At 72.7% G+C, this 15060-nt stretch carries 13 protein-coding genes; 9 read left to right on the forward strand and 4 right to left on the reverse strand.

Features of this window, described 5'->3' with window-relative positions; genetic code table 11:
* Positions 1-203: 203 nt before the first annotated feature.
* From ACWC9T_RS15815 to ACWC9T_RS15830, 4 genes are all read right to left on the reverse strand, one after another.
* Positions 204-1772: an NCS1 family nucleobase:cation symporter-1 gene (locus ACWC9T_RS15815; protein WP_449821618.1), complete on the reverse strand. Its 1569-nt coding sequence runs from the start codon at positions 1770-1772 to the stop codon at positions 204-206.
* Between the two features lie 27 nt (positions 1773-1799).
* A complete protein-coding gene (locus tag ACWC9T_RS15820; RefSeq protein ID WP_449821619.1) occupies positions 1800-2813 on the reverse strand; it encodes a TIGR03842 family LLM class F420-dependent oxidoreductase in 1014 nt (337 codons plus the stop codon).
* 77 nt (positions 2814-2890) lie between these two features.
* Complete coding sequence (hydA, locus tag ACWC9T_RS15825) at positions 2891-4321, reverse strand: dihydropyrimidinase (RefSeq protein ID WP_449821620.1); 1431 nt, start codon at positions 4319-4321, stop codon at positions 2891-2893.
* Between the two features lie 11 nt (positions 4322-4332).
* Positions 4333-5175: a nitrilase-related carbon-nitrogen hydrolase gene (locus tag ACWC9T_RS15830; RefSeq protein WP_449821621.1), complete on the reverse strand. Its 843-nt coding sequence runs from the start codon at positions 5173-5175 to the stop codon at positions 4333-4335.
* A gap of 443 nt (positions 5176-5618) precedes the next feature.
* On the opposite strand from ACWC9T_RS15830, the gene ACWC9T_RS15835 reads away from it, so the two are divergent.
* The 9 genes from ACWC9T_RS15835 to ACWC9T_RS15875 all read left to right on the forward strand — a co-directional run bounded on the left by ACWC9T_RS15835 (position 5619) and on the right by ACWC9T_RS15875 (position 14883).
* On the forward strand, positions 5619-8729 hold the full coding sequence (locus ACWC9T_RS15835; protein ID WP_449821622.1) for a hypothetical protein: 3111 nt from the start codon (positions 5619-5621) through the stop codon (positions 8727-8729).
* 365 nt (positions 8730-9094) lie between these two features.
* Positions 9095-9625, forward strand: coding sequence for a cysteine dioxygenase (locus ACWC9T_RS15840; protein ID WP_449821623.1), 531 nt, complete (start codon positions 9095-9097; stop codon positions 9623-9625).
* Positions 9619-10005 (forward strand): rhodanese-like domain-containing protein, encoded by a 387-nt coding sequence (locus ACWC9T_RS15845; protein WP_449821624.1) that lies wholly within the window; start codon positions 9619-9621, stop codon positions 10003-10005. Before ACWC9T_RS15840 ends, ACWC9T_RS15845 begins: the two co-directional genes overlap by 7 nt.
* A gap of 275 nt (positions 10006-10280) precedes the next feature.
* Entirely contained in the window at positions 10281-11456 is a 1176-nt protein-coding gene (locus ACWC9T_RS15850; protein WP_449821625.1) for an ABC transporter ATP-binding protein, read from the forward strand.
* On the forward strand, positions 11446-12114 hold the full coding sequence (locus ACWC9T_RS15855; protein WP_449821626.1) for an ABC transporter permease: 669 nt from the start codon (positions 11446-11448) through the stop codon (positions 12112-12114). The genes ACWC9T_RS15850 and ACWC9T_RS15855 overlap by 11 nt, the downstream gene beginning before the upstream one ends.
* Positions 12111-12788: an ABC transporter permease gene (locus ACWC9T_RS15860; protein ID WP_449821627.1), complete on the forward strand. Its 678-nt coding sequence runs from the start codon at positions 12111-12113 to the stop codon at positions 12786-12788. Before ACWC9T_RS15855 ends, ACWC9T_RS15860 begins: the two co-directional genes overlap by 4 nt.
* Before the next feature lie 50 nt (positions 12789-12838).
* Positions 12839-13768: an ABC transporter substrate-binding protein gene (locus ACWC9T_RS15865; protein ID WP_449821628.1), complete on the forward strand. Its 930-nt coding sequence runs from the start codon at positions 12839-12841 to the stop codon at positions 13766-13768.
* 132 nt (positions 13769-13900) lie between these two features.
* Positions 13901-14461: a hypothetical protein gene (locus tag ACWC9T_RS15870; RefSeq protein WP_449821629.1), complete on the forward strand. Its 561-nt coding sequence runs from the start codon at positions 13901-13903 to the stop codon at positions 14459-14461.
* A 194-nt stretch (positions 14462-14655) separates the two neighbouring features.
* Positions 14656-14883, forward strand: a complete 228-nt coding sequence (locus ACWC9T_RS15875) for a hypothetical protein (protein WP_449821630.1) — start codon at positions 14656-14658, stop codon at positions 14881-14883.
* Positions 14884-15060 lie beyond the last annotated feature (177 nt).

Below are 15060 nucleotides of genomic sequence, written 5' to 3' on the forward strand. Positions count from 1 at the left end.
CCGTCCCGCCCGCTCTACCCCTGAGGACGCCGCCGCCCGCGGGCCCGGTTCCGTCGCCCGGGGGCGGGCGGGATCCGGCCACCGGGAACCGACCGGTCCGTGCGTGGCGTCCTTCCGACACTGTTCGCCGTCATCTGTTCGCCGCTATCAGTTCGTCGTCATCCGCCCGCTGAACCCCGTCGGTCGCTCCCGGGGGCCACCGATCACCCGCCCGCCGCGTGCCGCCCCGCGTCCGTTCCCCGCCACCCGCCGAACACCGCGCTGAGCCCCAGGTACAGCACCGACGCCGACGCGAAGCCGACCGCCCAGCCGTAGTCGGCGAGCGGCTTGAGGAAGGGGATCACCCCGTCCACCGGGAACGGGCCCTGCTTCACCCCGTGCCCGTCGACGGGCGAGTACGAGCCCCCGACCGCCAGCAGGCCGCCGACCATCAGCGCGACCACCGCCCGCCAGTTCCACCCGGCCGCGTACCAGTAGGCGTCGAACCGACCGTAGAGGTCGGCGAGTTGGAGGCGGGTTCGGCGCACGACCCAGTAGTCCGCGATCAGCACCCCGGCCACCGTTCCGAGCAGTCCGCCGACCACTCCCAGCCAGACGTAGATGTAGACGTGCGGGTCGGCGGTCAGCCTCCAGGGGAAGATCGCGATCCCGACCACGCCGGTGATCAGCGCTCCGGTGCGGAAGTTGACGAACCGGGGCAGCAGGTTGGCCAGGTCGTAGGCCGGGGAGACGACGTTGGCCGCGATGTTCACCGACAGCGTCGCGACCAGGACGGTCAGCAGCGCGAACAGGATGGCGACCGGGTTCTCCAATTTCGCGGCCAACTTGATCGGATCCCACACCGGTTCGCCGTAGACCGCCTCGGAACCCGAGGTGACCAGCACCGACAGCAGCGCGAAGAGCGTCATCGTCGTCGGCAGGCCGAGCGCCTGGCCGCGGATCTGGGCCCGCTGGCTGCCGCCGAAGCGGGTGAAGTCGGGGATGTTGAGCGACAGGGTGGACCAGAAGCCGATCATCCCCATCAGCGACGGGAAGAAGACCTTCCAGAACCCCTTGCCCCAGCCCAGCTGGGACGGCTGGGAGAGCAGCGGCCCCAACCCGCCCGCCTTGACGGTCATCCACACCAGCATGGCGAGCGCGCCGACGATGACGAACGGCGCCGCCCAGTTCTCGAAGCGCCGCAGCGCCTCCATCCCGCGGGCGATGATGGCCATCTCGATCAGCCAGAACAGCAGGAACGAGAGCCACTGCGTCCATGGGTAGCCGCCGAACTCCGCTGCCGTGCGCCAGGATTCGCCGAACAGCTTGCCCGCCAGCAGGAAGATGCCCTCTCCGCCGATCCAGGTCTGGATGCCGAACCACGCGCAGGCCACCGCCGCCCGGATCAGTGCGGGCAGGTTGGCCCCGCGCAGCCCGAACGAGGCCCGGGCGAACACCGGGAACGGGATGCCGTACTTGGTACCCGCGTGTCCGGTGAGCAGCATCGGGAACAGCACGATCAGGTTGGCGAGCGCGATGGTCAGCACCGCCTGTTTCCAGTCCATGCCGATCGCGACCAGGCCCGAAGCCAGCGTCCAGGACGGGATGTTGTGGGCCATGCCGACCCAGAGCGCCAGGAAGTTGTACGTGGTCCAGGTGCGCTGCCGCACCGGGACCGGCCGCAGGTCGTCACTGGTGAAGCCGTTGGGAGGCAACGCCCCGTCGGTCGGGTCGAGTTCGACCCGGCCGTCGGGGTACTGCCGCTGTCTGCCGCCGGTCCCGGTGTCGGGCATGGGCAACTCCCGTCTGACGCAAGGGGATCAGAGGTGGGGGATGACGTCCGTTCCGTAGGCGTCGATGGTGGCCTCGACGGCGTCGTGCATGGCGTAGACGGCGAACTGGTCGACGCCGAGCGAGCGGAGCTCCGCCAGTCGGGCGCGCTGGGCCTCCACCGGCCCGATGAGGCAGAAGCGGTCGACGATCTCGTCGGGGACGAAGGTCGTGTCGGGGTTCCCGGCCCGGCCGTGGTGACTGTAGTCGTAGCCTTGGCGGCCCTTGATGTAGTCGGTGAGCGCGTCGGGCACCAGGTCGGAGTGCTCGCCGTAGTGGCTGACCAGGTCGGCGACGTGGTTGCCGACCATCCCGCCGAACCAGCGGCACTGCTCCCGGGCGTGGGCGAGCGCGGCGGGCGATTCGTCGGCGGTGACGTACGCGGGGGCGGCCACGCAGATGGTGAGCGAGGACGGGTCCCGGCCGGCCTCGGCGGCTGCGGACCGGACCGCCTTGATCATGTACTCGGTGAGGTAAGGATCGGCCAACTGCAGGATGAAGCCGTCGGCCTGGCGGCCGGTCAGCGCGAGCGCCTTCGGGCCGTACGCGCCCATCCAGATCGGCAGCGCGGCGCCGGGGCGCACCCAGGGCAGGTGCATCTCGGTGCCGTCCACCTCGATGGTGCGCCCCTCGGCCAACTCCTTGATGGCGTGCATGGCCTGGGAGAGCCGGTCGAGGGTGGCGGGCCGGCGTCCGGCGACCCGCATGGCGGAGTCGCCGCGGCCGATGCCGCAGACGGTGCGGTTGCCGTACATGTCGTTGAGCGTGGCGAACAGGGAGGCGGTGACCTCCCAGGTGCGGGTGGAGGGGTTGGTGACCATCGGGCCGACGGTCAGGCGTTCGGTCTCGGCGAGGATCCGGCTGTAGATGACGAAGGGCTCCTGCCACAGCACGCAGGAGTCGAAGGTCCAGCCGTGGCTGAACCCGGCCTGTTCGGCGCGGATCATCCGGTCGATGAGCAGGCGGGCGGGCGGGTCGGTCTGCAGGACGAGGCCGATGTCCATGGATGGCTCCGGGAGGGGTGGGAGGGCGGCCCGGGGTCGGCGTGTGCCGCGCGACCCCGGGCGGGAGAAGGGAGGGTTCAGGTCAGGTACTGGCAGGTGTCACGCCGCAGGAAGGCGCCGTGGCCGGCCCGGCCGAGCCAGCTGCCGTCGTCCAGCACGACGGTGCCGCGTGAGAGCACCGTCCTCGCCCGGCCGGTGAGTTGGCGGCCCTCGTAGGCCGAGTAGTCCACGTTCATGTGGTGGGTGGCGGCGGAGACGGTCTGCACCGCGGTGGGGTCGTAGACGACCAGGTCGGCGTCGGCGCCCGGCGCGATGGTGCCCTTGCGCGGGTGCAGCCCGAACATCCGGGCCGGGGTGGTGCAGGCGATCTCGACCCAGCGGCGCCGGCTGATGTGCCCGTCCACCACGGCCTGGTGGAGCAGGTCCATCCGGTTCTCCACGCCCGGAAGGCCGTTGGGGATCTTCGAGAAGTCGCCGCGGCCGAGCTCCTTCTGCCCGACGTAGCAGAACGGGCAGTGGTCGGTGGAGACCACCTGGAGGTCGTTGGTGCGCAGCCCCCGCCAGAGCGCCTCCTGGTGCTCACGGGGCCGAAGCGGCGTGCTGCACACGTACTTGGCACCCTCGAAGCCGTCCGCGCCTTCCTCGGCGAGGTTGTCGGTGGAGAGGAAGAGGTACTGCGGACAGGTCTCGCCGAAGACGTTGAGCCCGGCGTCGCGGGCCTGGGCGAGTTCGGCGAGGGCGGAGGCGGCGGAGACGTGCACCACGTAGAGCGGGCTGCCGGCCACCTGGGCGAGCTTGATGGCCCGGTGGGTGGCCTCGGCCTCCAGCAGTTCGCGGCGGACCTCGCCGTGGTGGCGCGGGGCGGTGCGGCCGGCGGCGAGGGCCTGTTCGACCAGGACGTCGATGGCGATGCCGTTCTCGGCGTGCATCATGATCAGCCCGCCGTTGGCGGCGCCGCGCTGCATGGCGCGCAGGATGCGGCCGTCGTCGCTGTAGAAGACACCGGGGTAGGCCATGAACAGCTTGAAGGAGGTGGACTCGCCGGAGTCGACGAGGGTGTCCATCTCCTTGAGGACGGCGTCGTTGACGTCGGAGACGATGGTGTGGAAGGCGTAGTCGACGGCGCAGTTGCCCTCGGCCTTGGCGTGCCAGGTGTCCAGGCCCTCGCGCAGCGAGCCCCCGACGGGCTGGACGGCGAAGTCGACGATGGTGGTGGTGCCGCCCCAGGCGGCGGCGCGGGTGCCGGTCTCGAAGGTGTCGGAGGCCGCGGTGCCGCCGAAGGGCAGCTCCATGTGGGTGTGGGCGTCGACGCCTCCCGGGATGACGTAGTGGCCGGTGGCGTCGATGACGGTCTCGGCGGTCCAGGCCTCGGCGGCGGCGCTGCCGGTGGCGGCCAGCGCGGCGATGCGTTCGCCCTCGATGAGGACGTCGGCGTGGAGTTCGTCGGTGGCGGTGATGACGAGGCCGCCGCGGACGACGGTGCGCTGGTGCGGGTCGCGGGTGGTCATCACGGTGCTCCTCAGGCCTCGGCGAGCGGTCCGTAGGCGTCGGGCCGGCGGTCGCGGTAGAACGCCCACTGCTGGCGGACCTGTTCGATCAGATCCAGGTCGAGGTCGCGGACGACGAGTTCCTCCTCCTTGTCGGAGGCGACGTCGCCGACGAACTGGCCGCGCGGGTCGACGAAGTATGAGGTGCCGTAGAAGTCGTTGTCGCCGTACTCCTCGGTGCCGACCCGGTTGATGGCGGCGACGAAGTACTCGTTGGCGACGGCGGCGGCGGGCTGTTCGAGCTGCCACAGGTAGGCGGACAGGCCGCGGCTGGTGGCGGAGGGGTTGTAGACGATCTGCGCGCCGGCCAGGCCCAGGGCGCGCCAGCCCTCGGGGAAGTGGCGGTCGTAGCAGATGTAGACGCCGACCTTGCCGACGGCGGTGTCGAAGACGGGCCAGCCGAGGTTGCCGGGCTTGAAGTAGTACTTCTCCCAGAATCCCTTGACCTGCGGGATGTGGTGCTTGCGGTACTTGCCGAGGTAGCTGCCGTCCGCGTCGATCACGGCGGCGGTGTTGTAGTAGACGCCGGTCTGCTCCTCCTCGTAGACCGGAACGACCATGACCAGGCCGAGTTCGCGGGCGAGCTCCCGCATCCGGCGCACGGTCGGGCCGTCCGGGACGGCCTCGGCCCAGCGGTAGTGCTCGGGCTCCTGAACCTGGCAGAAGTACGGGGAGTTGAAGACCTCCTGGAAGCCGATGATCTTCGCGCCCTGGGCGGCGGCCTCACGGGCGTAACGCTCGTGGAGGGCGATCATGCTCTCCTGGTCGCCGGTCCAGCGGGTCTGGACGAGCGCGGCACGGACGATCTGCGACATGGGTACCTCCGCAACTCCGGGGCCCGGCCGAGCGGTCGGGCCCGCGGTCTGAGGGTTGACGGGGCGGGTCTCTCCTGCGGGTCCGCTCGGGGAACCGCAGGGGTCTACGTGCGTAGAAAGCGATCTGTAGACGGTAGGCCGGGCCTCGGTGGCCTGACAATACGTTGGCGGTAACGCGTCTGGGGCGATCTTGTTGCGCGGACACGCTGATGGTCCCGGGTGGGATGAAACGCTCATCTACCCCGGACGTGCGCTCCTTACTCATTCGAGTGAAAGCGGGCGCCCGGGGTGCGGAATCGGCCACCGCAGGGTAAGACGCCGGTGGATGCCCCGACGGACCGTCACACCTGGTCCTGGCGGCGTCAATTCGGGGATCAGACAGGGGAGTCGGACGACGGCACGGCGACGGTGCGGGGTGGCATCAGGACCAAGGAGTGGTGTGGGTGGCAGCGTTCAGCAAACGCGCGGAGCGTCGTACGGGCACTCCGGACACTGCGGGTCCTTCGGGCACAACGGGCACAACGGGCGCTACGGGCGCGACGGGCCCTTCGGGTGCGGCCGCGGGTGACGACCCGGCGGCGGGGCACCCGCCCGCCCTGCCCGCCTGGGCGGGCCTGCTACTCGCCCTCGGTGCCCTGTTGCCGCTGGTCCTCGGCCGGCTGCTGTACCACCGGCAGGCGCCCCCGGCACGGGAGGTCGCCCTGCGGCTGGCCGGTTCCCGTACCGCCGCCGAGGCGGTCGTCGGCGAGCGCGCCGGGGACTACGCGGCTGCCCTGCGCGCCGAGGTCTGGCTGACCGCCGGTTACGGGCTCACGCTGGTGGCCGCGGCGCTGCTCGGCGGGTACGTGGTCGGCCGGCGGCGCCGGCGGGCCCTGGTCCTCCCGGTCGCCGGGGCCGGGCTGCTCGCGGTCGGTTGCGACCTCGCCGGAAACGTACTGCTGCGCATCGGGCTCGACCACGGCGGCTCCGACACCCCCTTCGCGCTGGCGGCCGCGCTCTCCACCGTCGCCTGGCTGCTGCTCCCGGCCGCCGGGGTGGTGGCGGCGGGCCTGCTGGCGGTGACGGCCGCCCGGGCGGTACGCGGGCTGCTGCCCTCCTCGTCGAAGCCCGCGGACGAGACCGACCCGGAGCGTCCGGCGCTGATCCCGCCCCGGCCGACGGCCGCCCGGCCGGGCGGGCAGCCGTCCGAGGAGCCACCCGACGCCCGCACTCACTGGCGCGACGCCGCCCGGGTGCCACCCGGCCGCGAGCCCGCCGAGCTGGGCTTCTGCGCCTCGGGCGGCGGCATCCGCTCGGCCTGCGTCACGCTCGGCGCCCTCCAGTCGCTGCGCCCGTGGCTCAAACGGGCCCGGTACCTGGTCTCCGTCTCGGGCGGCGGCTACACCGTGGGCGCACTGCAGCTCGCGCTCAGCGACTCCGCCCCCGGCAGCCCGGTGCACGCCGTCTCGGGGCTGACGGCCGACACCGTGATGGAGCCCGGCTCCCCGGAGGAGGACCACCTCCGCCGCCACAGCAAGTTCATCGCCGACGGCACCGGCGAGTGGCTGGTCGCCCTCGGGACGCTGCTGCGCGGCGTGCTGTCGGCGCTCACCCTGCTGCTGGCCGCCGTCCTGGTGCTCGGCCTCGGTCTCAGCCGCTTCTACCACGCCCTTCCGCTCACCGACCTGGACGCCCTGGCGGCGGCCGGACTGCGCCACACGGGCGCCGTACCGGGCGAGTTGGCGTTCCGAGCACCCGCGCTGGCCGCCCTCGGCGCACTGCTCGCCGCGGCGGCCGGGTGCTGGCTGCTGTGGCTGCTGGCCTTCCCGCCGCTCGGCTGGCACGCGCTGCTGCCACGCACGCTGCACCGGCTCTACTACGCCGCGCTCGCGCTGGCCGCTCTGCTGGCCGTCGGGGTGCTGGCGGTGCCGGGGCTGGCCTGGGGCGCGGTCCGGCTCCAACAGGCGCTGGCCGCCGGTCCGCAGCTGACCGGCGCCGGGCTCAGCCTGACCGTGGTGCTGAGCTACCTCGCGCTCCTGCTCGGAATACTCTGGCGCGACCGCCGCACGATCCGCAGCGGCGTGGCCGCGGTCGCCGGGGCACTGCGCGGCGCCGGCCGGCTCGGCGGCGGGCTGACCGCCAACCTGCCGCAGTACGTCGTGGTGTGGGCGGCCCTCACCGCGCTGACGGCGGGCGCGCTGCTGGCCCTTGGCTGGGCGGTCGCCACGGGGTACGCCTGGCCGGCGGCCGTCCAGGTGCTGCTGCCGCTGGTGCTCGGCGCGGTCGGGCTCAACCTCGACCAGACCTGGATGAGCCTGCACCCGTTCTACCGGCTGCGCCTGGCCTCGGCGTTCGCGGTCCGCCGGGTCACCGAGGGCGGCCGGTCGTTCGCCCGCCGGTACGACTTCTACCGCGAGCAGACCTGGCTGAGCCACTACGCCGCCCGGCACCCCGACTTCCCGCAGGTGATCTTCTCCACCGCGGCCAACCTCTCCGGCAACTCCCGTACGCCGCCGGGCCGTCGGGCGGTCTCCTTCTCGCTCTCCCACGACTACGTGGGCGGTCCGGACGTCGGGTACGCGCGCACCGACCTGCTGGAGCGGCGCACCCGGCGGCACATCGCCCGGGACCTCACCGTGCAGTCGGCGATGGCCGTCTCCGGCGCCGCCTTCTCCTCCGCCATGGGGCGCCAGTCCCAGGTCTACCAGGGCCTGTTCGCGGTGACCAACGCCCGGCTCGGGACATGGCTGCCCAACCCGGCGGTGCTCGGCCCGGTCTGGTCCGGCGCCCCGGACTGGCGCCGCGCGGCGCAGCCCGCGGTCCGTCGGCTCCCGTACCAACTGCGGGAGCTGACCGGCCGGTTCCCGGCGGACGACCGCTTCCTGCTCACCACCGACGGCGGCCACTACGAGAACCTCGGGTTGGTCGAGCTGCTGCGGCACCGGGTGCGGACGGCGGTGTGCATCGACGCCAGTGGGGATTCGGGCTACGCCGCCAACCTGGCCGCCGCGATCACCCTGGCCCGTGAGGAGCTCGGCATCGTGATCACCCTGCACCGGCCGGAACTGCTGATCCCGGGCAGCGCCACTGCCGACCAGCACGGGGCCGGCGACCGGGCCGGGGCCGGCGCACCGCTGCGCGGGCTGGCGGCCCAGCTCTCCGACCGGCTCTCGGCCCGCGGGGTGATCACCGGCGACATCCGCTACCCCGACACCGACGGCCGGCCGGAGTCCGACCGGCACGGCACGCTGATCGTCCTCCAGGCGGTGTTGACCGCCGGCATGCCGTACGAGCTGCACTCCTACGCGGTGGCGAACCGGGCCTTCCCGAACGACGGCACCAGCGACCAGTGGTTCAACCACCAGCAGTTCGACGCCTACCTGACGCTCGGCCGCTACCTGGGCGAGCAAGCGGGGCCGGTGATCGAACAGGCACTGTCGCCGACCGGGGGCGCCGACGTCGCGCCGGTCCCCGCGCAGTCGCCCGACAGCTCGCCCGCGACGCCGTCCGGCCACCCCGCACAGACGCCGGCGGCCACGGCTCCCCCAACACCGCGCCGCTCCGACGAGGGTTAACAGGGCGCAACAAGCGGGCGGCCCGGCTGGACTTCGTCCGACCGACTCGGAAAGGATCCGGTGCATGGACTCCGGCACCACTCTGGTTCCGCCTCCCGCACGTCGATCTGCGACGCCAGGCGAGTTCCAGCTGTGCCTGTTGACCTCGTTCTCCCCCGCCGGTCCCGCCCTCTGACGTCTACCAGGGCCCGCGCCGCGCACCCGCACCCACAGTTCTGACTCCCGCCCGTCCGGCGGCACCGTGCGTGCCGTGCCCGGTGGTGCCGGGCCGCTCCGTCGGCCCGCGCCCGCCGAGGCACCAGCGCTGCGGCCGCCGCACCCGAGCGCACTCCGCCGACGTTCCCGCCGCACCCGGGGACGCCCCCGTGAGCCTGGACCTCGCCTCCGAGACCCCGACGCACACCCCCGAGACACCCCCCGCCCCCGCCGAGCGCGCCCGCGCTCCGCTCACCCCGAACGCCCTGCGGACCGTCGTCCGCGAGCTGGCCGAGCGGCCCGGGCGGTGGATCCACCTGGTCCACCTCTCCACCGAGGAGCGCCGGTACCGGCGCCTGGTGGCCGAGGACGACCACGAGGTGTGGCTGATCAGCGGGCTACCCGGCCAGTCCACCGGCTTCCACGACCACGGCTGCTCGCGCGGCGCGTTCACCGTCGCCCTCGGCGAGTTGGAGGAGCTGTCCCTCGGCGGCCCGGAGCAGGGCCTGCTGATCCGCCGGATCCCGGCCGGGACCACCCGCGCCTTCGGCCCCGAGTACGTGCACGACGTCCGCCACACCGCCTCCGGCCCGGCCGTCACCCTGCACGCCTGCTCGCCGCCGCTCAGCTCGGTGGCGCACTACGACCTGCGGGCCGGTGGGCTCGTCCGCACCTCGGAGGAAGGACCGGAGCAGTGGTGACCACGATCGACGACCTGCTGGAGCGCGCCCGCGAAGGCGTGTACCGCCCGCGCGCCCGGGAGGCGTACCGGGCCCAGTTGGAGGGCGCGCCGCTGGTGGACATCCGTCCGGCGGCGCAGCGGACGGCCGAGGCCGAGATCCCCGGCTCGCTCGTCATCGAGCGCAATGTCCTGGTGTGGCGGCTCGACCCGACGGGCAGTCACCGCATCCCCGAGGCCACGGGCCACGACGTCGAGCTGATCGTGGTCTGCTCCGAGGGCTACACCTCCAGCCTGGCCGCCGCGTCACTGCGCGAGCTGGGGCTGCACCGGGCGACCGACCTGGACGGCGGCTTCGTCGGCTGGGCGGCCGCGGGGCTGCCGACCCGCCCGGGCGGATGAGCCACGGGTTCGAGCGGAGCACAGAAGCGGCACGGAGAACGGGGGCTCAAGCCGGGTCTGAGCCGGGCTCCACAGCGCGTGCCGCACGGTAAATCACGGACAGGAGATGATTCAGGTCATAGTCTGATCGGAGTTTCCGCCGGTCCAAACCTGGGCAGCCACGCGGGCGGAAGAACGCCCGGGCGGTTGGAGCCGCCGTCAATCGAACGACCCGACCGAACGACCGAACGACACAGGCGCCGCCTCCCCGGGGCGCCCTGACGAGGAAACACCCCGTGATCAGATTCGAGGGCGCCGGCAAGCGCCACCCCGACGGCACCGTCGCCGTCGAGGGCCTGGACCTGGACGTCCCGACCGGTCGGATAACCGTCCTGGTAGGACCGTCCGGCTGCGGCAAGACCACCCTGCTGCGCATGGTCAACCGGATGGTCGAGCCCACCTCGGGCCGGGTGCTGCTGGACAGCACCGACGTCGCCCAGCTGGAACCCGCCAAGTTGCGCCGGGGCATCGGCTACGTGATCCAGCAGGCCGGGCTCTTCCCGCACCGGCGGGTGATCGACAACATCGCCACCGTCCCCTACCTGCTCGGCTGGGACCGCAAGAAGGCCCGCGTCCGGGCCGCCGAACTGCTCGAACTGGTCGGGCTCGCCCCCGAGACCGCCAAGCGCTACCCGTTCCAGCTGTCCGGCGGCCAGCAGCAGCGGGTCGGCGTGGCCCGCGCGCTGGCCGCCGACCCGCCGGTGCTGCTGATGGACGAGCCGTTCAGCGCCGTCGACCCGGTGGTGCGCGCCGGGCTGCAGGACGAGCTGCTGCGGCTGCAGTCCGAGTTGCACAAGACGGTGCTGTTCGTCACCCACGACATCGAGGAGGCCGTCCGGCTCGGCGACCAGGTCGTGGTGCTGCGCGAGCACGGTCGGATCGCCCAACTGGCCGACCCGCACACCCTGCTGACCGCCCCCGCCGACGACGGCGTGGCCGCTTTCCTCGGCCGCGACCGGGGCCTGCGCGGTCTCGGTCTGCGCCCCGCCAGCGCCGTCCCGCTCCGCCCGGTCGGCAAGGGAGTCCGCTACGGGGGCTGGGAGTTGGCCCTGGACGACGAGCGCCGGCCGATCGGCTGGATCGACCGCAACGCCGTCGCCGCCGAACTGCAGCCGGTGGCCGGCTACCGCCCGGACATCGACACCCTGCGCACCGCCCTGGACGCCGCTGTGCTCTCTCCCGCCGGGGTCGCGGTCGCGCTGGACACCGAGGGCCGGGCCACCGGCACCGTGAGCCGCGAGGCGATCCTCGCGGCGCTCGCGCCCGTCACGGGAACCGGCGCGGCCTTCGACAAGAGCGTCAACACCGGCGAGCCGACCGGCACCGACAGGACCAGCGGCAGCCCCACGACCGCCGGCACCGACGAGACGACCGGCACCGATCGGGCGGACGGAGCCGACGGTGGACGATGAACCGATCGTCCGCTGGTACTGGATCGGCGACCACCTCGGCTACCTCGGCCATCTGCTCGCCGACCACGCCGTGATCGCCCTGGTCCCGGTGCTCATCGGCCTGCTGCTGGCCGTCCCGCTCGGTCTGGCCTGCGCCCGGTTCCCCCGGCTGTACCAGCCGCTGGCCGCGGTCTTCAACGTCGTCTACGCACTGCCCTCGCTGGCCGTGTTCGTGGTGCTGATCCCCTACACGGGGCTCGCCACCCAGGCGACCGTGATGTTCCCGCTCGCCTTCTACGCCCTCGCCGTGCTGCTGCCGACCACCGTGGACGGGCTGCGCGCCGTCCCCGAGTCCGTCCGGCAGGCCGCCACCGCGATGGGGTACGGGCCGTGGCACCGGCTGACCTCGGTCGAACTGCCCGCCGCCGTGCCGTACCTGATCGCCGGACTGCGGGTCGCCGCGGTGTCCAGCATCTCGCTGGCCAGCGTCGGCGCGCTCGTCGGGCGCGGCGGGCTCGGTTACCTGTTCATCGACGGCTTCCAGCGCACCTTCCCGACCCCGATCGTGGCCGGCATCGTGCTGATCGCCGTGGTCGCGCTGGTCGTCGACCTGCTGCTGGTGGCTGCCCGGCGGCTGCTCGCGCCCTGGGCCGTCCGGGAGAAGGGAGCGGGCTCGTGAACTGGCTCAACTGGCTGGGCGACTTCTTCTCCGCCCCGGACCGCCGCAGCGGTCCGGACTCGATCGTTCACCGGCTCACCGAGCACCTGCTGCTCTCCGGTGAGGCCCTGCTGTTCGCGGCCCTGCTGGCCGTGCCGCTCGGGCTGCTGATCGGCTACACCGGGCGCGGCGTCACCGCGGTCACCGCGCTGGCCGGGGCCGCCCGCGCCCTGCCCACTCTCGGTCTGGTGACGCTGGCGGTGCTGCTCGCCGGGGTCGACGACACCGCCGTGCTGATCCCGCTGGTCGCGCTGGCCGCGCCACCGCTGCTGGTGGCGGCCGTCGAGGGGGTGCGCGGGACCGACCCGGACGTCCGGGACGCCGCGCGCGGCATCGGGCTGACCCACTCCCAGGTGCTCCTCCAGGTCTGCCTGCCGTCGGCCTCGCCAACCCTGCTGGCGGGCTTCCGCACCGCGACCGTCCAGGTGATCGCGACCGCCACGGTGGCCGCCTACGTCGGGCTGGGCGGTCTGGGCCGCTACGTCATCGACGGACTGGCCACCCGCCAGTACGCGGTGACCGTGGGCGGCGCGCTGCTGGTGGTGCTGCTCGCGGTCGGCGCCCAGCTGTTCTTCGCCCTGCTCGCCCGGTTCGTGCTCCCGCCCGGGGTGCGCGCCCAGCGCCGGGCCCGCTGAAACTCTCCTCTCCCATCCGTTCCGGAAGGACAACTGTCACCATGTCGACAATGAAGAGAAGCAGGCGCGCCGTCCTCCTCGGCACCCTCGCCGCGCTCGCCCTGGGCGCCACCGCCTGCAGCTCCTCCAGCAGCAACCCGCTCGACGGGGGCGCCACCGCCTCCGCGGGCGCCGCCGTGACCGGCGGCTCCGGGTCGACGGTGGTCGTCGGCTCGGCGAACTTCCCGGAGAACGTCCTGCTCGGCTCGATCTACTCGCAGGCCCTCAAGGCCAAGGGCGTCAAGGTCGAGGAAAAGTTCAACATCGGCAGCCGCGAGGTGCTCTACGGGCAGCTGCAGAGCGGCAACCTGACCGTCCTGCCCGAGTACAACGGCTCACTGCTCGCCCATCTGGACGCCAAGGCCACCGCCGTCACCACCCAGGACGTGAACGCGGCGCTGACCAAGACGTTGCCCGCCTCGCTGGGGATCCTCGACTCCTCCCCCGCGGAGGACAAGGACTCGCTCAGCGTCACCCAGGAGGCTGCCGACAAGTACAACCTCAAGAGCATCTCCGACCTGGCCGCCAAGGCCGGCGAGTTCACCATCGGCGGTCCGCCGGAGTTCAAGTCCCGCCGCGAGCAACAGTTCAAGGACGTCTACGGGCTGACCTTCAAGGAGTGGAAGCCCACCGCCGACACCACCGCGAACGCGCTCAAGGACGGCAGCATCCAGGTCGGCAACGTGTTCACCACCGACCCGAAGATCGTCCAGTACAAGCTCGTCCCGCTGGCCGACCCGAAGAACGCCTTCGGCGCGCAGAACGTCACCCCGCTGGTCAACAAGGCGGGCGTGGACGCCACCGCGACGGCGGCGCTCAACGCGGTGTCGGCCAAGCTGGACACCGCCGGGCTGACGGCGCTGATGAAGCGGGTCGCGGTCGACAAGGAGGACCCGTCGGCGGTCGCCAAGGACTGGCTGAAGGCCAACGGGCTCGGCTGACGCCCGGGGCGTACGGCGGACAGTGGACGGCTCGCCCTTCGGACGGCGGTACGGAGGCCTCGGCTTCCGGGCCGCCGTCCGCCGTACGGGGGGACCTTCCCTTCGGCGCCGCGAACATGACAGTGTGGCACCATGCGCACTCGACTCCTCGCCGCCACCCTCACGGCACTCGCCGCGGTGAGCCTCGCTGCCTGCTCCAGCTCGGGATCGAGCTCGGGCAAGGCCACCGCCGCGGCCGGTTCCCCCACCGCCGCCGTCGCCACCCCGTCCGACGCCTCGACCCCCGGCTCGACCGCTTCAACGCCCGGGACCCCCGCGCCCTCCGCGACCGGCACGGCCGACGGCGCCACGGGCGCACCGGCGCCCGGTACGGACGGCTCGGCCCCGGCCAAGCCCGCGCCGCCCGCCGACGCAGGGCTGCCCGCCAAACCGGATGCCGACGTGACCGGCAAGGTGGTCGCCGCGCTGAAGGCGATCGACCCGGCGATCGTCGGCGACAAGCCCGACCAGGTGGTGGAGCAGGCCCGCAAGCAGTGCCAGTCGATGTACCAGTTCCCCAAGGACAAGGCGAAGCTGATCGAGCTGGCCGACCAGCACTTCACCTCGCCCGACCACCCGCAGGGCTTCGGGCCGGACACCGCCGCGAAGATCAACGACGCGCTGCGCGCCACGCTCTGCCCGCCGCCGCGCTAGAGAGCGCCCCTGAACCGCCCGGCGTCCTGAGCTCCGGGCAGCCGTGGCCGCGCCCCGCCCACCGGGTGCGCGGCCATCGGCATCCGCAGGCCCGAACGCCCGCACGGGAAAAGGGCGGGAGTCGCGCAGGGTCGGTGAAAGGCGAGTCGGGAAGACCGGTCGGCAAGGTGCTGAACCCTGCCCGAGGAGCCACCGTGAACGTCGACCAGGCCGCCTCGACCGCCCCCGCCGACGCCACCCGGTCGCTGCAGCTCGGCCCACCGTTGCGCACGGACGAGCACCGGATGATCGGCGACCGCACCCGCAAGGCCCATCTGGCGCTCCTCCCCGAGGGCGTGGAGCACCGCGCCGTCGGCGCTTCATGTTGCTGCCCGCCGCCTGCGAGCACCACACGGAACTCCTGGGTGACGACGAGTGGTTGACGCAGGCCGGCACCCCGGCCGACGATCCGTTCGCTTCGACGGCCTGGTCGCATGCTGACGTACAGTCACATCTCTTGACAGGCTAGGAGCGTGGGTCAGTAACGAGCAAGCGGCTCCGCTCCCGTCACCGACGGATCGGTCGCGGCGGCCTCGGCGGGGCCTGTGTGGGGTTCGGGC

Source organism: Kitasatospora sp. NPDC001159, from assembly GCF_053598235.1.

Excerpts from the sequence above, each read along its gene's own strand:
- ACWC9T_RS15815 (WP_449821618.1), bottom strand. The coding sequence starts at position 1,772 with ATGCCCGACACCGGGACCGGCGGCAGACAGCGGCAGTACCCCGACGGC.
- ACWC9T_RS15820 (WP_449821619.1), bottom strand. The coding sequence starts at position 2,813 with ATGGACATCGGCCTCGTCCTGCAGACCGACCCGCCCGCCCGCCTGCTC.
- hydA (WP_449821620.1), bottom strand. The coding sequence starts at position 4,321 with ATGACCACCCGCGACCCGCACCAGCGCACCGTCGTCCGCGGCGGCCTC.
- ACWC9T_RS15830 (WP_449821621.1), bottom strand. The coding sequence starts at position 5,175 with ATGTCGCAGATCGTCCGTGCCGCGCTCGTCCAGACCCGCTGGACCGGC.
- ACWC9T_RS15865 (WP_449821628.1), top strand. The coding sequence starts at position 12,839 with ATGAAGAGAAGCAGGCGCGCCGTCCTCCTCGGCACCCTCGCCGCGCTC.
- ACWC9T_RS15870 (WP_449821629.1), top strand. The coding sequence starts at position 13,901 with ATGCGCACTCGACTCCTCGCCGCCACCCTCACGGCACTCGCCGCGGTG.